18 protein-coding genes and 1 tRNA gene are annotated in these 16540 nt (G+C 71.2%); 9 read left to right on the top strand and 10 right to left on the bottom strand.

The annotated features are described in order from the left end of the window. Together ACIBHY_RS44330 and ACIBHY_RS44325 are read left to right on the top strand one after the other, a co-directional pair. Window positions 1–261: transposase (locus ACIBHY_RS44330; protein ID WP_397309872.1), on the top strand; the 261-nt coding region annotated here is incomplete at its 5' end. Between the two features lie 90 nt (window positions 262–351). After that, window positions 352–1683: a tyrosine-type recombinase/integrase gene (locus ACIBHY_RS44325; RefSeq protein WP_397309871.1), complete on the top strand. Its 1332-nt coding sequence runs from the start codon at window positions 352–354 to the stop codon at window positions 1681–1683. 219 nt (window positions 1684–1902) lie between these two features. On the opposite strand, the gene ACIBHY_RS44320 is transcribed toward ACIBHY_RS44325, so the two are convergent. Together ACIBHY_RS44320 and ACIBHY_RS44315 are read right to left on the bottom strand one after the other, a co-directional pair. Beyond that, window positions 1903–1976: transfer RNA gene (locus ACIBHY_RS44320), tRNA-Arg, on the bottom strand. A gap of 54 nt (window positions 1977–2030) precedes the next feature. Further along, window positions 2031–2765, bottom strand: coding sequence for a ZIP family metal transporter (locus tag ACIBHY_RS44315; RefSeq protein ID WP_397254885.1), 735 nt, complete (start codon window positions 2763–2765; stop codon window positions 2031–2033). A 92-nt stretch (window positions 2766–2857) separates the two neighbouring features. Here ACIBHY_RS44315 and ACIBHY_RS44310 point away from each other — a divergent pair, with 92 nt between their 5' ends. Together ACIBHY_RS44310 and ACIBHY_RS44305 are read left to right on the top strand one after the other, a co-directional pair. Further along, on the top strand, window positions 2858–3646 hold the full coding sequence (locus ACIBHY_RS44310) for a phosphotransferase (RefSeq protein ID WP_397309870.1): 789 nt from the start codon (window positions 2858–2860) through the stop codon (window positions 3644–3646). Then, entirely contained in the window at window positions 3630–4601 is a 972-nt protein-coding gene (locus tag ACIBHY_RS44305) for a cobalamin biosynthesis protein (RefSeq protein ID WP_397309869.1), read from the top strand. The genes ACIBHY_RS44310 and ACIBHY_RS44305 overlap by 17 nt, the downstream gene beginning before the upstream one ends. Here the strand turns inward: ACIBHY_RS44305 and ACIBHY_RS44300 are convergent. Further along, a complete protein-coding gene (locus tag ACIBHY_RS44300) occupies window positions 4531–5814 on the bottom strand; it encodes an MFS transporter (RefSeq protein WP_397309868.1) in 1284 nt (427 codons plus the stop codon). The two genes, ACIBHY_RS44305 and ACIBHY_RS44300, sit on opposite strands and share 71 nt — an antisense overlap. A gap of 120 nt (window positions 5815–5934) precedes the next feature. On the opposite strand from ACIBHY_RS44300, the gene ACIBHY_RS44295 reads away from it, so the two are divergent. Next, the gene (locus ACIBHY_RS44295) at window positions 5935–7440 is read left to right on the top strand and encodes a cobyric acid synthase (protein ID WP_397254893.1); all 1506 of its coding nucleotides are present in this window, start codon (window positions 5935–5937) and stop codon (window positions 7438–7440) included. Here the strand turns inward: ACIBHY_RS44295 and ACIBHY_RS44290 are convergent. Next, window positions 7361–7951 carry an exonuclease domain-containing protein gene (locus ACIBHY_RS44290; RefSeq protein WP_397254895.1) on the bottom strand — a complete coding sequence of 197 codons (591 nt, stop codon included), beginning with the start codon at window positions 7949–7951 and terminating at the stop codon, window positions 7361–7363. The genes ACIBHY_RS44295 and ACIBHY_RS44290 overlap by 80 nt on opposite strands. Window positions 7952–7974: 23 nt before the next feature. Further along, the gene (locus tag ACIBHY_RS44285; RefSeq protein ID WP_397254897.1) at window positions 7975–8859 is read right to left on the bottom strand and encodes a DNA-3-methyladenine glycosylase family protein; all 885 of its coding nucleotides are present in this window, start codon (window positions 8857–8859) and stop codon (window positions 7975–7977) included. Between the two features lie 61 nt (window positions 8860–8920). On the opposite strand from ACIBHY_RS44285, the gene ACIBHY_RS44280 reads away from it, so the two are divergent. Further along, window positions 8921–9235, top strand: a complete 315-nt coding sequence (locus ACIBHY_RS44280) for a chorismate mutase (protein WP_184959739.1) — start codon at window positions 8921–8923, stop codon at window positions 9233–9235. Here ACIBHY_RS44280 and ACIBHY_RS44275 read toward each other — a convergent pair. Both ACIBHY_RS44275 and ACIBHY_RS44270 read right to left on the bottom strand, forming a co-directional pair. After that, window positions 9232–10251 carry a 1-acyl-sn-glycerol-3-phosphate acyltransferase gene (locus ACIBHY_RS44275; RefSeq protein ID WP_397309867.1) on the bottom strand — a complete coding sequence of 340 codons (1020 nt, stop codon included), beginning with the start codon at window positions 10249–10251 and terminating at the stop codon, window positions 9232–9234. The genes ACIBHY_RS44280 and ACIBHY_RS44275 overlap by 4 nt on opposite strands. A gap of 4 nt (window positions 10252–10255) precedes the next feature. After that, the gene (locus tag ACIBHY_RS44270) at window positions 10256–11068 is read right to left on the bottom strand and encodes a patatin-like phospholipase family protein (protein WP_397254900.1); all 813 of its coding nucleotides are present in this window, start codon (window positions 11066–11068) and stop codon (window positions 10256–10258) included. 99 nt (window positions 11069–11167) lie between these two features. Between ACIBHY_RS44270 and ACIBHY_RS44265 the strand changes: the two genes are divergently transcribed. The 3 genes from ACIBHY_RS44265 to ACIBHY_RS44255 are packed head-to-tail and all read left to right on the top strand — an operon-like array spanning window position 11168 to window position 13825. Next, the gene (locus ACIBHY_RS44265) at window positions 11168–12052 is read left to right on the top strand and encodes an ABC transporter ATP-binding protein (protein WP_397254902.1); all 885 of its coding nucleotides are present in this window, start codon (window positions 11168–11170) and stop codon (window positions 12050–12052) included. Continuing rightward, window positions 12049–12840 (top strand): ABC transporter permease subunit, encoded by a 792-nt coding sequence (locus ACIBHY_RS44260; RefSeq protein ID WP_397254904.1) that lies wholly within the window; start codon window positions 12049–12051, stop codon window positions 12838–12840. The genes ACIBHY_RS44265 and ACIBHY_RS44260 overlap by 4 nt, the downstream gene beginning before the upstream one ends. A gap of 7 nt (window positions 12841–12847) precedes the next feature. Then, window positions 12848–13825, top strand: coding sequence for a PucR family transcriptional regulator (locus ACIBHY_RS44255; protein WP_397254906.1), 978 nt, complete (start codon window positions 12848–12850; stop codon window positions 13823–13825). Here ACIBHY_RS44255 and ACIBHY_RS44250 read toward each other — a convergent pair. Genes ACIBHY_RS44250 through ACIBHY_RS44240 form a run of 3 tightly spaced genes read right to left on the bottom strand, consistent with a single transcriptional unit; the run spans window position 13770 to window position 16536 of the window. Beyond that, entirely contained in the window at window positions 13770–14777 is a 1008-nt protein-coding gene (locus ACIBHY_RS44250; protein WP_397309866.1) for an ABC transporter ATP-binding protein, read from the bottom strand. The two genes, ACIBHY_RS44255 and ACIBHY_RS44250, sit on opposite strands and share 56 nt — an antisense overlap. Further along, on the bottom strand, window positions 14774–15718 hold the full coding sequence (locus tag ACIBHY_RS44245; RefSeq protein WP_397309865.1) for an ABC transporter ATP-binding protein: 945 nt from the start codon (window positions 15716–15718) through the stop codon (window positions 14774–14776). Before ACIBHY_RS44245 ends, ACIBHY_RS44250 begins: the two co-directional genes overlap by 4 nt. Further along, window positions 15715–16536 carry an ABC transporter permease gene (locus ACIBHY_RS44240; protein ID WP_397309864.1) on the bottom strand — a complete coding sequence of 274 codons (822 nt, stop codon included), beginning with the start codon at window positions 16534–16536 and terminating at the stop codon, window positions 15715–15717. Before ACIBHY_RS44240 ends, ACIBHY_RS44245 begins: the two co-directional genes overlap by 4 nt. Between the last annotated feature and the right edge of the window lie 4 nt (window positions 16537–16540).

Genomic DNA, 16540 nt, shown 5'->3' with positions numbered 1-16540 from the left:
GTCTGGGACAACGTCAACACCCACGTCGGCGCCCGGATGCGCCGCCTGATCGAGACGCGTCCCTGGTTGACGGTGTTCCGCCTGCCGACCTACGCGCCCGACCTCAACCCCGTCGAGAGCGTGTGGTCCCACCTCAAACGCGGCCTGGGCAACCTGGCCCCTGCACGCTCGCCGACCTCGCCCAGGTCATCCGCAGCAGACTCAAGCAGATGCAGTACCGTCCCACCCTCTTGGACGCCTTCCTGGCACACACCGGCCTGACCACAGACCTGAGATCAACATGACACCCGAACTTTCAATCTGTGTAGTGGTTTCGCCTCGCAGGACGCCGCCGGCGACCAGCTGGGGAAGGTGCGCGAGTTGCTGGCGCTGGCCGATCCGGGCGAGGTTGTGACTCGTAATCAGATCGCTGATCTGATCAAGAGGACGCTGGCCGAGACCGATGTCCTGCCCAGCGTCGAGGTGGTGCGCCGCAAGGTGCGCACCCGCCAGGACCTGGCCCAGGAGGTGACGGTCGGGCGGTGGCTGGAGGAGTTCCTCACGCGCAAGCGGAAGATCGAAGAGAGCACCCGGCGCTCCTACGAGGGCCACATCCAGCTGTATCTGACCCCCTACCTGGGCCGTATCCGGCTGGATCAGCTCAAGGTCGGGGACGTGGCGGGGATGTTCGAGCAGATCGAGGAGTTCAACGACGTCATCGCCGAGCGGCGGGCCAGCGCGGATCGTGTGGTGCGGGCGAGCGTGAAGTATCGGCGTCCGGTGAGCATGGCCACGATGCATAGCATCCGGGCGACTCTTCGGCATGCGCTGAATGTGGCCATCCGTCAGGATCGGTTGATCGACTTCAACCCGGCGGCGGTGCTGGAGATGCCGGCCAAGACCCGGCCCAGGCCGCTGGTGTGGACCCGGGAGCGGGTCGAGGAATGGCATCAGGACTTCCGCGCCTACCGCAGCGCGGAGAAGGCACGTCGCGGAGGACGGCGGGTGGACCCGATCGATGCCTACATCCGGGTACGCCGCCCGTCGGCGGTGATGGTGTGGACACCGGAACAGACCCGGCTGTTTCTGGAAGAATCCGGCCGGCATCCGCTGTTCGCCCTCTACCGGCTGATCACGCTTCGAGGCCTGCGGCGGGGCGAGGCGTGTGGGCTGCGCTGGAAAGACATCGATCTCGATACCGGAGCCGCGAGTATCTCCTGGCAGCTGGTTCAGCTGGCCGGGCGCATCCACGAGGGCAGGCCCAAGACCGACGCCTCCATGCGCACCATCGCCCTGGACGCCGAAACCATCGCGATCCTGCGTGCCCATCAGCGGCGGCAGCGCGAGGAACAGCTTGCGGCGGGCGAGGCGTGGAAGGGGACCGGTTTCGTGTTCACCCAGGCCGACGGGGATCGGCTGCATCCGCAGCACGTGTCCGACCAGTTCCTGTGGCTGGCCTATCTGGCGGGACTGCCGCCGATCCGGCTGCATGATCTCCGGCATGGCGCGGCGTCGTTGATGCTGGCTGCGGGTGTGGAGATCAAGGTGGTCCAGGAGACGCTGGGGCATACCTCCAGCGCCTTCACCGCCGACACCTACACCTCGGTCTTCCCGCAGGTGGCGATGGCGGCGGCGGAGAAGACCGCGGCCCTCCTGCTGGGCGACGACGAGGGCCGAGGCGTTCTGCGGCAGCTTCGCGTATAACCAGGGGGCGACTCGGCCGGGGGAGATGACGGCTTCGCTGCACTGGCGTCACGGCGGAGCGAAGCCGTTCGTCATGTGACGGAAGGGATGAACGGCATGATGATCATGGTGTGTACAGGGTTGGTACGGGCGAGCACGGTTGGAGCACGGAATGGCCGGAACTATGTTCCGTTCGGGCGGCCAAGCGCATGTTTCCGCAGGTCAACGCCATGAAGTAAGCGCGCCCTGCAGGATTCGAACCTGCGACCGTCGGATTAGAAGTCCGATGCTCTATCCAGCTGAGCTAAGGGCGCTCCCGCCTTATTGTGCATGATCCGGCGAGTTGTCACGCACTCGATTTGCCCGTGTCACTCGGTCAGTCCGATCACCGCCCACATGAACAGCGTGCCCGCCAGCGTAGCCGCCAGGGTCAGGCCGGTGGATCGGCGGGGGGTGTGGGCTTCGGGGAGGATGTGGGAGGTGGCCAGGTACAGGAGGAAGCCGGCGAACAGGCCCAGGTACGCACCCAGCAGGCCCTTGGGGATGGGGAGCAGTGTGGTCAGGGTGGCGCCGGCGATGGGGGCCACGGCGTCCAGGGTGAGGAGGATGATGGCGCGGCGGCGGGCGTTGCCGTACAGCGTGGTGAGTGTGTAGGTGTTGAAGCCGTCGGTGAAGTCGTGTGCGATGACGCCGATGGCCACCGCTACGGCGAGGGCGGTGTCGGTTTGAAAGGCGGCGCCTATCGCGGCGCCGTCGAGGAAGCTGTGGACCACCAGGGCGCTGCCGGCCACCAGGCCCATGCCGGCGTGGGTGTGGCGGTGGGCGGCGTAGTCGCCTTCGTGCGTGTCGTGCATGGCTACGGCGCGTTCCACGATGTGGACGGCCAGGAAGCCGGCGGCGAAGGTGAGCATGGGCAGGGGGACGCCGTGCAGGGTGACGGTGTCGAGGGAGAGGGCTTCCGGCAGGAGGTCGAAGGCTACGACGCCGAGCATGACGCCGGCGGCGGCGCCCAGGACGAGGTTGCGGCGTTCGCGGACGCGGTGTGCGACCAGGCCGCCCAGGAGCGTCATGAGGAACGCCACTACGGACAGCAGGATCGGCATACGGGCCACGTTATGGGCAGGCGGCGCCGGGGCGGTGGTCCGACACAAAAAGCCAGGCGGGATCGGTCTAAAGGGGTCTAAGATGCCGTTGCATGGTCGCGACGCTCCTGCATGAGACACCACTGCGGGGCGGGGACGTGACGGACGGGGTGGTTCGGGTCGGGGATACGGTCCGGCGTCCGAAAAGCCCGTCCACGCCCGCCGTGCACGCCCTTTTGCGGCACCTTGAGGCCTCGGGGTTCGCCGGGGCGCCTCGGGTGGTGGGGTTCGACGAGTTCGACCGTGAGGTCATCACTTACATTCCGGGTAGCTGCGGGCTTACCGCGCACAACGCGGCCGAGGATGGGTTGCGGAGCCTCGCGGAGCTTTTGCGGAAGTTTCATGACGCCACCGAGGGGTTCTCCGCCCAGGGGTGGGTTGAGGGGTCCAATGATGACAGGGCGCCGGAAGTCATCGGGCACTGTGACTTACGGCCGGAGAACACGATTTTTCATCGTGGCCGCGCCGTCGCGCTGATCGACTTCGACCAGGCCAGGCCCACGACGCGGCTGTTCGACGTGGTCACCACGCTGCGCCACTGGGCGCCCATCGCCGATCCGCTCGACCGCCATCCGCTCCTGCGGGGAGCGGACGGTGGTGCGCACGTGGGTGCTCGGCTGCGTCTTTTCTGCGACGCGTACGGCCTGCCGCCCCGAGACCGGCGCCGCCTGCTCGACCTGGCCAGGCTCCGCTTCCACCGCAGCTACGACGTGATGCGGAAGCGGGCGGACCAGGGCGGCGCCTGGGCGGCGATGTGGGCCGGCGGCGCCGGTGAGCGCATCCGCCGGGCGGCCGCCTGGCTCGATGTGCACGAAGATGAACTCCATGCACATCTGGTCTAGATCCGCGGGTATCGCGCTCGGTGTCGCGCTTGACGCCATGTTCGCGGATCCGCGCCGCGGACATCCGGTCGCGTTGTTCGGCCGGGCCGCGTCCGCTCTGGAGAAGCGCCTGTACGGCGACGCCCGCCCGAACGGCGTGGCCCACGTCGCCCTGTGCGTGGGCGCGGCCGCCGGCGTCGGCATCCTGGCGGAACGCGTACGCCACCCCCTGGCCCGCACCGCGCTCACCGCGGCGGCGACCTGGGCGGTGCTCGGCGGTACGACGCTGGCCCGCGAAGGCGCCCATCTGGCCGGCGCCCTGGAGGACAAGGACGTCGAGCGGGCCAGGCGGCGCCTGCCGCACCTGTGCGGGCGCGACCCGTCGGAGCTGGAGGAGCCGGAGCTGGCCAGGGCGACGGTGGAGTCGCTGGCCGAGAACACCTCGGACGCCGTGGTGGCGCCGTTGTTCTGGGGTGCGGTGGCGGGGATTCCCGGCTTGCTGGCCTATCGGGCGATCAACACGTTGGACGCGATGGTCGGGCATCGTTCGCCCAGGTACGAGCGGTTCGGCTGGGCGGCGGCGCGGCTGGATGACGTGGCCAACTACGTTCCGGCGCGGGTGACCGGGCTGATCACCGTGGCGGTGGGGCCGGATCGGGCGGGGGCGCTGGCCGTACTGAAGAAGGACGGGCATCGGCACCCGAGCCCGAACGCGGGACGGTGCGAGGCGGCCTTCGCCGGCGCGCTCGGGGTGACGCTCGGCGGCACCAACGTGTACGGCGGGCGGACGGAACACCGTCCGACCATGGGCGACGGCCGCGCGCCCGAGGTCGGGGACATCAGGCGCGCGGTCCGGCTGACCAGGGCGGTGAGCTTCACGGCCGCCGGGCTGGCGGTGCTGGCGGCTATGCGTCCCTGGCCTCGTCGAGGACCTTCTTGGCGTCCCGTTCGAAGGAGGCCCGCGCGCCCAGCGTGATCAGGCCGCCGAGGACCATGGGCACGATCAGCACGTACATGCCGCCGACCAGGGAGCCGAGCCGGTCGGAGAAGATGCCCACGATCAGCGAGCCGAACGCGCCGCCCGCGGTCGTGAACACCTGCAGGACGGCGAAGCCGAGCCCGCGCGAGCCCGCCCCGACCACGTCGGCCAGGCAGGCGGTCATGTTCGGGATGGCGATCGACATGAGCGAGCAGGCCAGCAGGGTGAGCGCGGCCATGGCGAGCAGGGAGTTCATGGAGAGGGCGGCGGCGAGCACCGCGGCGCCGATCGTGATGCCGCCGCCGCCGGCCAGCAGCCGCCCGCCCTTGACGGTGCCGTGCCACTTGCGGCCGAGCCACGAGCCGACCAGGGTGCCGACGAGCGTGCCGGCGACCGTGATCAGGCCGCTGTAGGAGCCGGCGGTGGCCGGGGTGGCGCCGAACGCGCGCACCATCAGCGTGGGCAGCCAGAAGAAGATCCCGGCCAGGCCGAGCGTGAGCAGGGCCAGGCCGACGCAGACGAACATCAGCGTCGGATTGCGCAGCACGAGGCGGAACTGCGGCCAGAACGGCTGCTTCGGCGCCTTCGGCGGGGAGGCCGGGGTGGTGCCGCCCGCGACCAGCCGGTCGAGTTCGCCGCGTCTGGGCTCGCGCAGCATCCAGCACAGGACCGCGGTGAGCACGCCGGGGATGACCATGACGAGGAAGGCGTTGCGCCAGCCCATGGCCTGGCCGAGCACGCCGCCGAGCAGGGTTCCGATGCCGCCGAGGTAGGTGGTGACGCGCGTGAGCCCGTACGCCTTGGCGCGTGAGAGCGGCGGATACCAGTCGGCGAGCAGGCTGCCGGCGGCGGGGTTGTCGATGTTCTCCGCGGCGGCCAGGAAGACGCGCATCAGGTAGAACATGGCGAATCCGGTCGCGAGGCCGGAGCCGAGGGTGGCGATCGCCCAGCAGAAGACGACGACGGCGAGGATGCGGGTGCGGTTGTAGCGGTCGGCGAAGTACCCGGCGGGCAGGGCCACCAGCGCGGCGGCGAGGGCGGCGGCCGTGGGGATGGATCCCGCTGCGGTGTCGGAGAAGCCCCATTCCGCCTGGACCAGAGGGAGGACGCCCGACAGCAGGTTGTACTCGATGCGGTCGACCAGGCCGACGATGAACAGGACGACGAGCGGCGTCCAGCCGTACGGCGCGCGGTCCTGTGCGTTGATCACACCGGTTCGTGGTGATCCGAACGTCCCGACCATGCGGCACCTCTCTTAGAGCGACGTTCTAGGAGATTGTTCTAGAAGGGCGGTGCGCTGTAAATGGGGCACGTGTGAAAAAATGCCGCGGTGAAGGGTGCGTTGCTGGTGGCGGGGACGACGTCGGACGCGGGCAAGAGCGTGGTGACCGCCGGCATCTGCCGGTGGCTGGTCCGCCAGGGTGTGAAGGTGGCGCCGTTCAAGGCGCAGAACATGTCCCTGAACTCCTTCGTCACCGCCGGGGGCGCCGAGATCGGGCGGGCGCAGGAGGTTCAGGCGAGGGCGGCGCGGCTGGAGCCCGTCGCGGACATGAACCCCATCCTGCTCAAGCCGGGCAGCGACCGGCGCAGCCAGGTGGTCCTCATGGGCCGGCCGCTGACGGACGTGGACGCGCTGGAGTACGGGGCGCTCAAGGACATGCTGCGGGAGAAGGCCCTGGAGTCGCTGGAACGGCTGCGCGCCGCCCACGACGTGGTGATCTGCGAAGGGGCGGGCAGCCCGGCCGAGATCAACCTGCGCGCCGGTGACATCGCGAACATGGGCCTGGCCAGGGCGGCGGGGCTGCCGGTCGTGGTGGTGGGCGACATCGACCGGGGCGGGGTGTTCGCCGCCTTCTACGGGACGGTGGCGCTGCTGGACGCCGCCGACCAAGCCCATATTTCCGGATTTATCGTCAATAAGTTCCGCGGAGCGGTCGAACTCCTGCAACCCGGGCTGGACACCCTCCACACGCTGACCGGACGCCCCGTCTACGGCGTGCTGCCCTGGCTCGACGGGCTCTGGCTCGACGTCGAGGACTCCCTGGCCCTGGACAACCGCCGCGTCGTCACCCGCGGCCCGTACGGCAGGCAGACCCTGCGCGTGGCCGTGGTCAGGCTGCCCCGGATCTCCAACTTCACCGATCTGGACGCCCTGGCCGCCGAACCCGGCGTGGTCGTCCGCTTCGTCACCGACCCCGCCGAACTGGACGACGCCGACCTCGTGGTGCTGCCCGGCTCCCGTGCCACGGTCTCCGACCTCGCCTGGCTGCGGGAGAACGGGCTGGCGCGCGCCGTACAGGAGCGAAAGGGACCGGTGCTGGGCATCTGCGGCGGCTTCCAGATGCTCGCCCGCGACATCCACGACGGCGTGGAGTCCGGCGCCGGCCACGTCCCGGGGCTCGGGCTACTCCCGGTGACCGTCACGTTCCGGCCGGAGAAGACGCTCGCCCGTCCCACCGGCCTGGCCTACGGCCAGCCCGTGAGCGCCTACGAGATCCATCACGGCGTGGCCACCGTCGAGGGCGGCGAGCCCTTCCTGGACGGCTGCCGCGTCGGCGACGTCTGGGGCACCACCTGGCACGGCGCCCTGGAGAACGACGGCTTCCGCCGCGCCTTCCTCGCCGACGTGGCCGCGCGCGCCGGGCGCGCCTTCGCCCCGGATCCCGGCGTCAGCTTCGCCGCACTGCGTGAGGAGCGCCTGGACGCCCTGGGCGACCTGGTCGAACGGCATCTGGACGTCGGCGCGATGATGCGCCTCATCGAGCACGGTCCGATCGACGCTCCGCTTCTGCCTCCGGGGGGTACCAGGCGTCCCGGGACGCCAGGTGGAGGATGAGGGCGGCGATGTTCCAGGCGTCGTCCTCGCCCCGGTGGTGCCGGCCTTCGAGCGGGAGTCCCGCGATGGTCAGCGCCTGGGCCATGCCGGGGCGTTTGCGCAGCCCGTGGGCCGCGGTGAAGGGCAGCTTGGCGTTGGTGTGGTCGCGGGAGAAGGGGTAGCGGGTGCCGGTGGCCGCGCACTGACGGGTGAACTGCTTGCGGTCGTAGTCGCCCCAGCTCGCCCAGGGGCGCGATCCCGCCCGGTGGTCGGCGGCCAGGACACGGCAGGCCTCGGCGAACGGCACGCCCTGCCCGACCTCGTCCTCGGTCAGGCCGGTCAGCTCCGTGCAGAACGGGCCGACGGTGGAGCGGGCCGGCTTCACCACGATGCCGTGCCTGCTCACGCGCTCGCCGGCCGCCAGGTCCACGACGGTCAGGCCGATCTCGATGATCTCGCTGACCATGCCCGGCGGCGGGGAGCCGGGCCAGCAGGTCGCCTCGACGTCCACGACATTGAGGAAATGGTCCATGGCAGGCCAGCGTAGAAGTCCTCCTACGGCTGGCGCACCTGATATCCGGCGGCGCGGAAGTGGAAGGAGGCCCACGAACGGTAGGGGCGCCACGAGTCGGCGATCTTCCGGTAGGCGGTGGGCGGGGCGTCCTCCGGCAGGCCGTACGCCTCGCGCAGGATCGCGAACAACCGGGGCTCGTCACCGGGGAAGGCGTCCGGCGCGCCCGCGCCGCGGATCAGGATGAGCCCGGCCGTGAACGGCCCGACGCCGGGCAGCGTCCGCAGTTCCGCGAGCGCCTCGGACGGCGGCAGGGCGCGCAGGTGCTCGGTGGTGAGGACGCCGTCGAGCGCGGCCCTGGCCAGGTCGTGGATCCACTCCTCCTTGCGTACGGGCAGGCCGAGCCCGCCGGCCTCCACCAGGGAGATCGGGGGAGGGAAGGCCACGCAGGGGTGGCCGCCGACGTCGAGCGTGGCGCCGTACCGCTCGGCGATGCGCTGTTTGACGCGCGCGGCGACGTGCATCGAGGAGCGCTGCACGATCACCGCCCAGCACGCCGCCTCCCACGGGCTCCAGAAACACACCGGGCGCAGCCCGGGACGCAGGCGCAGGACGTCGCCGAGCACCGGGTCGGCGGCGGCGAGCGCGGCGAAGCCGGTGCCGTCGACGTCGAGGGAGAGGATGCGGGCGATCTCGGCGCGGATCGCCGGGCCGGCCGGGCGGCTGGTCTCCACGGCGACGCCGCCGGGCGCCGCGCGCACGCTCACGCCGATGGGGCGCCAGTCGGACTCCGCGTTGTAGGCGAAGCGCAGGGCCGTGCCGTCGCTGGGCGCGAGCGTGCTGGTGGCGGGCCAGTCCTCGACGAAGCGCAGGGTCTCGGCGAAGTCGAAGGGGCCCTCGGCGGCGAGGGTGAAGCCGTGCGTGCTCATACGGACATGGTAGTAAGCTCCCTGAATTGGGATTTCACCAGCAGGGAATGAGGAATTGTTGATGGACGGTGACCGGGAATTCGTGCAAAAGGAGCTGCAGCGGCTCCGTGACAGTATCGACAATCTCGACGCCGCCCTGGTGCACCTGCTCGCGGAGCGGTTCAAATGCACGCAGGAAGTCGGGAAACTGAAGGCGGAATACAGCCTGCCGCCCGCGGATCCCGAGCGCGAGAAGCGGCAGATTACGCGGCTGCGCAGCCTGGCGGAACAATCGAAACTCGACCCGGTATTCGCGGAGCGCTTTCTCAATTTCATCATCGCCGAAGTCGTGCGTCACCACGAGCTGATCGCGAACAACCGGGCCCGCCGGTCCTAGCCTGCCACCTTCTGGGCGGCGATCCAGTTGTCGATGCTCTCCCATTGGTCGTAGAGCCAGCGGATGCGTTCCTCGCGTTCGCGCGGGATCTCCGCGGCCGGCACCCGCCACCACTGGGCGGTGATCTTCGCCTCCAGGGGGAGACGGCGCCAGATGTCGCCGACGGTGACGAGGTCGTCGAGGCCGGTGTGGGCGACGAAGATGACGTCGGCCGACGGGCAGGCCTCGATGGCCGCGATCGCGCCGCCCGGCCGGGGCGGCAGCAGGTGGTCGAGGCCGCGCGCCCGCTCGGCCTCGGCGGCCAGGCCCTTCTCCTCCAGGCGGCGGATGGCCAGGCGCCGGCGGCGCGGGGTGAAGTTGCCGCCTTCGGGGAAGATGACCAGGGCGTCGTGGTCCTCCATGGTCGAGGACAGGCGGGTGATCTCGTCCAGGATGCCGCTCTCGGTCACCCGGCGCGGGACGAACGCGTTGGGCAGGCGGTTGACGAGGACGTCCAGCGAGGGGTCGTACTGCAGGGCCGCCTTCATGACGATGCGCGGCTTGCGCCGGTACAACGCCAGCAGGTGGTGGACCAGCAGGAAGCTGTCGCCGGGGCCCGCGTGGCGCGAGAGCACGATGACCGGGCGGGTCAGCCGGGCGGCCTGCTCCTGTTCGGTAAGCGGGGGTTCCGCGATGGTGACGGTCAGGCGGAAGACGCGTTCCGCGGTGCCGTACACGCGGGCGAGAAACCATTTGATCAGCGCGTAGTGGCGCGTCTGGAACTCGTCCCTGCGCAGCCGCCCGCCGAAGCCCGCGGCGACCCACAGCGCGAAGCAGGCCAGCAGCGCGCCGCACTCCAGCACCAGCCACGCCGCCGCGAACCAGATGAGCCGCACCCCGCGCCGCTGCGGCGGCGGCAGGCGCAGCGAGGCCACCGCCACCACCACCAGCCAGAACGGCAGCGTGACGACCACCACGACGGTCAGCACGATGACCAGGGGTGCGAGGATGAGGCGCCGCAGAATGCGTGGGGGCACGCCCTCATCCTCCTCTTGAAGCCAAATATCGGGAAGAAGCCTTGTAAGCGCGCTCGACATAAGCCGAAATAAGCGAAGCGTCCCGATAGCGGAGCGGAGAGACCGGCTCCGGCGCGCCCGCCGGCAGCACGTGCACCTCCACGCCTGGCGGCAGGTTCGCCATCTCCTCGGCGAACCGGTGCCGCCGCGCGATCTCGAAGGCCACCATCCCCACCTCCCACGGCCGCGTCGGCGCGCTGAGCGGGCGCTCGATCCGTCCGACATGAAGCACGAAAACCCGACGGGCCCCCAGATGTACGGCCCGCCCGACCGGAATGCTGTGCACGAGCCCCCCGTCGAAGAAGTGCTCACCGCCCACGTCAACCGGCGGCAGCAACCCCGGCACAGAGCACGAGGCGAGCACCGCGTCCACCAGCGGCCCGCCGGTGAACCAGTGTGCCGCCGCCCTCTCCACCGAGGCCGCCACGCACTGGAACGGCACCGCCAGATCCTCGATCCGCTCCACCCCGAGCGTGGCCGCCAGCATCCGCCGCAGCGGTCCGGCCGGATGCAGGTGGGTGCCGGTCCTGGCCAGGGTGGACAGCCGCGAGACCCATGAGCCGGCGAAAGCCGTACGGACCACGTCGGACGACCACAGGGTGGTCAGCCGTTCGACCGCGCGGTCGGGGTCGGCGGCCAGCACCGCGCCGTTGATCGCGCCGATCGAGGTGCCGAGCACCACGTCGGGGCGCACGCCCGCCTCGTCGAGCGCCCTGAGCATGCCCACCTCGTGAGCGCCGAGCAGCCCGCCGCCGCCGAGCACGAATGCCGTCTCCACGAAGGCAACATTATTGCCGGAAGCCGGAAACCAAGCAGTCTCCGCGACTGCCGGACTCGTGCGATGACGACGGCCCGGCGGCGGAGGAGCATCCGGGACATGACAGCAGTCGTGGAGGCCGAAGGGCTGACGAAGTACTACCGGGCGCGCCGCGGCCTGGAGGATCTGACGCTGGAGATCCGTCCCGGCGAGGTCTTCGGCTACCTGGGCCCGAACGGAGCAGGGAAAACGACCACCATCCGCCTGCTCCTCGACGTGATCCGGCCGACCAGGGGCACGGTCCGGGTCCTCGGGTACGGCTCCCGCGAGCCCGCCGCCCGCGCCAGGATCGGCTACCTGCCCGGCGAACTGGTCCTGGAGGGCCGCGAGAAGGCCCGCGACTACCTGCGCTTCCTGGGCCGGATCCGCGGCGGCGTGCCGTCCAAGCGGATCGGGGAACTGGCCGAGCGGCTCGACGCGGACCTGTCGGTGCCGATGCGCAAGCTCTCCAAGGGCAACAAGCAGAAGGTCGGGCTCATCCAGGCGTTCATGCACGAGCCGGAGTTCCTGATCCTGGACGAGCCGACCAGCGGACTCGACCCGCTGCTGCAGCGGGAGTTCCTGTCGATGGTGCGCGAGGTGCGCGTGTCGGGGCGGACCGTGCTCATGTCCTCGCACGTGCTGGCCGAGGTGGAGCAGGTCTCCGACCGGGTCGGCATCGTACGGGAGGGCCGCCTGGTCGCGGTGGAGGACGTCGCGGCGCTGCGGGAGAAGGCGGTGCGCCGGGTGGAGCTGCACTTCGACGCGCCGGTGCCGCCCGAGGCGTTCGCCGGCCTGCCGGGGGTGCGGGAGCTCAGCGTCCGCGGCGCCGCGCTGGCCTGCACGATCGACGGCCGTCCCGACGCGCTGATCAAGGCCGCCGCGCGCTTCACCGTCGTGCACCTCGTCAGCTCGGAACCCGACCTCGAAGAGATCTTCCTGACCTACTACAGCGAGGCGTCATGATCGCCAAGGCTCTGGGCGAGTACCGCAGGTCGCTCGTCGGCTGGTCGGTCGGCATCAGCCTGTTCCTGACCATGTACATCAGCATCTACGCCAGCCTGCGCGAGGACCCCGAGACCCTCAGCAGGCAGGCGCTGGCCAAGTCGCCGGGGGCGCTGCGCGACATCATGGGCGGCATGGAGGACATCGCCACCGCCTCCGGCTACCTCCAGACCGTGGTCTACCAGCTGCTCGTCCCGATCATGTTCATCGTGTGCGCGATGATCCTCGGCAACCGGGCCATCGCCCAGCCCGAGGAGTCCGGCACGCTGGAGCTGACGATCACGCTGCCCGTCGACCGCAGGCGGCTGCTGCTGGAGCGCTACGCCGCGATGGTCGCGGCGCTCCTCCTGGTCGCGGCGATCACCTTCGCGGTCCTCGTGGCCGTCGCCCGGTCGATCGACCTCGGCGTCGCCGTGGACCGCATTCTCGCCGCGCACACCGGAGTCTTCCTGCTCGCCGTGTTCTTCGGCACGGTCACGGTGACCGTGGGCGCGGTGACCGGCCGCAAGGCCCCGGCCATGGCCGCCGTCGGCGCGTGGGCGGTCGCCGGCTACATGGTCGTGACCGTCGGCAGGAACGTCGAGGCGATCTCCTGGCTCAAGTGGCTCTCGCCGTTCCACTACTACGCCGAGGGCAGGCCCGTCTACCAGGGGCTGCCCACGTGGGACTACGTTGTGCTGGCGGGGGCGGCGGTCGTGCTGGCGCTCACCGCGGTCCTCGCCTTCGACCGGCGCGACGTAGGAGTCTGACGGGCAGATGGACGAGCCGCTGCGGCGCCTCGTGGCCGAGCACGCCGCCGCGGGGCGGCTGCCGGGCCGCGCGGCCGTCGAGGAGTGCCGCGCGATCGGCGAGAGCGCCGCCGTGCGCGGCGTCCCGCTGCGCGTGCTGGTGGACGACGCGCTCGCCGCGGCCGACGGTACGGCGGCGCCCGCGCTGCGCCGGCTGGTCGCCGCGCTGATGGACGGCTACGAGGCGGCCCAGCACGCCGCGCTGCGCAGCGAGGAAACGGCCCGCAAGGAGTTCGTGGACGACCTGCTCCAGGGCCGCGCGGAGCGCCTGGCCGAGCGGGCCGAGCACTTCGGGCTGCGCCTGGCCGAGTCGTACGTGGTGGCCGTGGCCAGCGGCATGGAGGACGGCGACCAGGACCGGATCGAACGCGAACTGGTCGCCAGGTTCGGCTCGCACAACATCCTGGTGGCCGCGCGCGAGTCCCTGCTGGTGTGCGTGTCACCGGCGACGCTCCCGGCCGCGGTGGGGGAGTTCACCCACCACGTGCGGGCCAGGTTCGCGCCCGGCTGGCGGGTGGCGGTCGGGCGGGCGCAGCGCGGTCCGGGCGGCGTCGTCACCTCCTTCAGGGAGGCCGAGCGGGCGCTGGAGCTGGCGGGCCGCCTCGGCCTGGCCGCCCCGGTGGTCAAGGCCGCCGACCTGCTGGTCTTCCCGGTGCTCCTGCGCGACAGGGCCGCCATCGAGGACCTGGTCAGCAGCGTCCTCAGCCCGCTGCTCGGCGCGCGCGGCGGCCACGAGCCGCTGCTGGAGACGCTGGCGGCCGTCTTCGCCGTGCACGGCAACCAGGCGGCGGCCGCGCGCCGGCTCGGCGTCAGCACCAGGACCGTCACCTACCGGCTGGAGCGCATCCGCCGCCTGACGGGCTTCTCACCGGACGAGCCGACGCAGCGGTTCACGCTGGAGACGGCGGTGCTGGGGGCGCGGCTGCTCGACTGGCCGCCGGCGTGATCAGCTGAGGTCCCGACCCGTCCTCGCCGACCAGGTGGCAGGCCACCGACCCGCCCTCCACCCGCCGCAATACCGGCTCCTCGGTACGGCAGCGCGCCTCCGCCACCGGGCACCGCGTATGGAACCGGCACCCGAAAGGCGGATCGGCGGGCGAGGGCAGCTCTCCGGAGAGCACCACGCGGGTCCTGGCCCGCTGCGCGTCGGGATCGGGCCAGGGCGAGGCCGACAGCAGCGCCTGCGTGTAGGGGTGACGGGGCGCGGCGAGCACCCGGCCGCTCTCCACGATCCGGCCCAGATACATGACGGCCACGGTGTCGGCCAGGTACTCCACGGCCGACAGGTCGTGGGTGATGAACAGGCAGCCGAAGCCCAGGTCGCGCTGCAGGTCGGCGAGCAGGTTGAGTACGGCGGCCTGCACGGAGACGTCCAGCGCGCTGGTCGGCTCGTCGGCGATGAGCAGGTCGGGCCCCGAGACCAGGGCGCGGGCGATGCCGACGCGCTGGCGCTGGCCGCCGGACAGTTCGTGCGGGAAGCGGGCGGCGATGCGGGCGGGCAGGCCGACCTTCTCCAGCATCTCGTGCGCGCGGGCCGCCTGCTGCCGTCCCGGCACGCGCTCGCTGCCGACGCGCAGCGGCTCGGCGACGATCTCGCCCACCCGGAAACGGGGGTCGAGCGAGCCGGCCGGGTCCTGGAAGATGATCGACACCTTGTGGCGGTGGGGGCGCAGGCGCCGCCTGCTCAGGGTGGTCACGTCCACGCCGCCGAGCAGGATCCGGCCGGAGGTGGGCTGCAGGAGCCGTACGACGCAGCGGCCCACGGTGGACTTGCCCGAGCCGCTCTCGCCGACGAGCGCGACCACCTGGCCGCGGTCGACGCGCAGGCTCACTCCGTCGACCGCGCGTACCCGGCCGAAATGCAGCACCAGATCCTCTACTTCACACAACGCACTCATATTTCGGCCCTTATGCAGGCGACTTCGTGGCCTTCGCGACTACGGAGCCGAGGGCGGTCCGTCAGGCACTCGGGTACGGCCAGCGGACACCGGTTGGCGAACGTGCACGCGTCGGGCGAGCCGGACAGCACGGGGACCATGCCGGGGATCTCGGTCAGCCGCCGGCCGGTTCCGGCGGGCACCGCGCCCAGCAGGCCCCTGGTGTAGGGGTGCAGGGGACGAGTGAAGATGGCGCGGGCGGTGCCCGACTCGGCGACGCGGCCCGCGTACATGACCACGACGCGGTCGGCCGAGTCGGCCACCACGCCCAGGTCGTGGGTGATCAGCAGGACCGCCGTGCCGAGCCTGGAGCGCAGGTCGCGCAGCAGGTCGAGGATGGCCGCCTGGATCGTCACGTCGAGCGCCGTGGTCGGCTCGTCGGCCACGATCAGCCTGGGGCCGCAGGCCACCGCCATCGCGATCATCACGCGCTGGCGCATGCCGCCGGAGAGCTGGTGGGGGTAGTGGCCGAGGCGTTCGAGCGGACGCGGGATGCCGACCAGGTCGAGCAGTTCCGCGGCCCGGCGCGCGGCGGCCTTCCTGGAGGAGGAGGTGTGCGCGCGGACCGCCTCGACGATCTGCCTGCCGATGGTGAAGACCGGGTTGAGCGAGGTGGCGGGCTCCTGGAAGACGTAGGCGATGTCCTTGCCGCGCACCGAGCGCAGCAGGTGGGCGGGGGCGCCGACCAGCTCCGTGCCCTCGAAGCGCACCGAGCCGGATACGGCCGCGGTCGGCGGCAGCAGGCCGGTCAGCGCCATCGCCATGACGCTTTTGCCGCAGCCCGACTCGCCCACCACCGCGAGCACCTCGCCGGGCCGCACGTCGAAGGAGACGCCGTCCACGGCCCGCACCGGTCCGTCCTCGGTGCGGAAGCCGACCGACAGATCGGACACCTCGATCATCGGCGGCTCTCCTTCGGGTCGAGGGCGTCGCGCAGCCCGTCGCCGACCAGGTTGAAGGCGAAGGCGACCAGCAGGATCGTGATGCCCGGCACGACCGCGGTCCAGGGCGCGGTCGAGCTGTAGGACTGGGCGTCGGAGAGCATCGTGCCGAGACTCGGCACCGGCGGCTGCACGCCCAGGCCGAGGAAGGAGAGCACGGACTCCCCGATGATCGCGATCGGGACGGCCACCGTGGCCTGCACGATGATCGCGGAGGTGGCGTTCGGGAAGACGTGCCGGGTGACGATCCAGCCGTCGCGGGCACCGGCCGCCACGGCGGCGTCCACGTAGTCGAGCGCCTTGATCCGCAGGGTCTCCGAGCGGGTGACCCTGATCATGCCGGGGATCTGGGTGATGCCGATGGCCAGGGCGGCGTTGGTGAGCGACGGCCCGCGGATCGCGGCGAAGCCGACGGCCAGGATGAGGAACGGGAAGGCCAGGACCAGGTCGGTCAGGCGGGAGACCAGGCCATCGAAGGTCCTGAAATATCCGGCTATGAGGCCCAAGGGGACGCCGATGCCCACGGCCAGCAGCACGGACAACACCCCGACCTGCAGGGAGGCCCGCATGCCGTACATGATGCGGGAGAGGATGTCGCGGCCGAGGTCGTCGGTGCCGAGGAAGTGTCCGGGCGAGCCGGGCGGGCGGAACAGGCCGCCGAAGTCGGCGCGGTCGAAGGCGTGCGGCGCGAGCCACGGCGCCAGCAGCGCGGCCCCCACGCCGATCACGAGGACGAGCAGCCCGCCGACGGTCAGGGGATTGCGCAGGAGCCTGCGCACGGCC

Source organism: Nonomuraea sp. NPDC050547, assembly GCF_044457345.1.
GTDB lineage: Bacteria > Actinomycetota > Actinomycetes > Streptosporangiales > Streptosporangiaceae > Nonomuraea.
The sequence above is the reverse complement of the archived record's forward strand: the minus strand, read 5'-3'. Positions and strand labels throughout refer to the sequence as shown.

Excerpts from the sequence above, each read along its gene's own strand:
- ACIBHY_RS44245 (WP_397309865.1), bottom strand. The coding sequence starts at position 15,718 with ATGATCGAGGTGTCCGATCTGTCGGTCGGCTTCCGCACCGAGGACGGA.
- ACIBHY_RS44290 (WP_397254895.1), bottom strand. The coding sequence starts at position 7,951 with ATGGACCATTTCCTCAATGTCGTGGACGTCGAGGCGACCTGCTGGCCC.
- ACIBHY_RS44280 (WP_184959739.1), top strand. The coding sequence starts at position 8,921 with ATGGACGGTGACCGGGAATTCGTGCAAAAGGAGCTGCAGCGGCTCCGT.
- ACIBHY_RS44310 (WP_397309870.1), top strand. The coding sequence starts at position 2,858 with ATGGTCGCGACGCTCCTGCATGAGACACCACTGCGGGGCGGGGACGTG.
- ACIBHY_RS44265 (WP_397254902.1), top strand. The coding sequence starts at position 11,168 with ATGACAGCAGTCGTGGAGGCCGAAGGGCTGACGAAGTACTACCGGGCG.
- ACIBHY_RS44260 (WP_397254904.1), top strand. The coding sequence starts at position 12,049 with ATGATCGCCAAGGCTCTGGGCGAGTACCGCAGGTCGCTCGTCGGCTGG.
- ACIBHY_RS44285 (WP_397254897.1), bottom strand. The coding sequence starts at position 8,859 with ATGAGCACGCACGGCTTCACCCTCGCCGCCGAGGGCCCCTTCGACTTC.
- ACIBHY_RS44255 (WP_397254906.1), top strand. The coding sequence starts at position 12,848 with ATGGACGAGCCGCTGCGGCGCCTCGTGGCCGAGCACGCCGCCGCGGGG.
- ACIBHY_RS44250 (WP_397309866.1), bottom strand. The coding sequence starts at position 14,777 with ATGAGTGCGTTGTGTGAAGTAGAGGATCTGGTGCTGCATTTCGGCCGG.
- ACIBHY_RS44315 (WP_397254885.1), bottom strand. The coding sequence starts at position 2,765 with ATGCCGATCCTGCTGTCCGTAGTGGCGTTCCTCATGACGCTCCTGGGC.
- ACIBHY_RS44305 (WP_397309869.1), top strand. The coding sequence starts at position 3,630 with ATGCACATCTGGTCTAGATCCGCGGGTATCGCGCTCGGTGTCGCGCTT.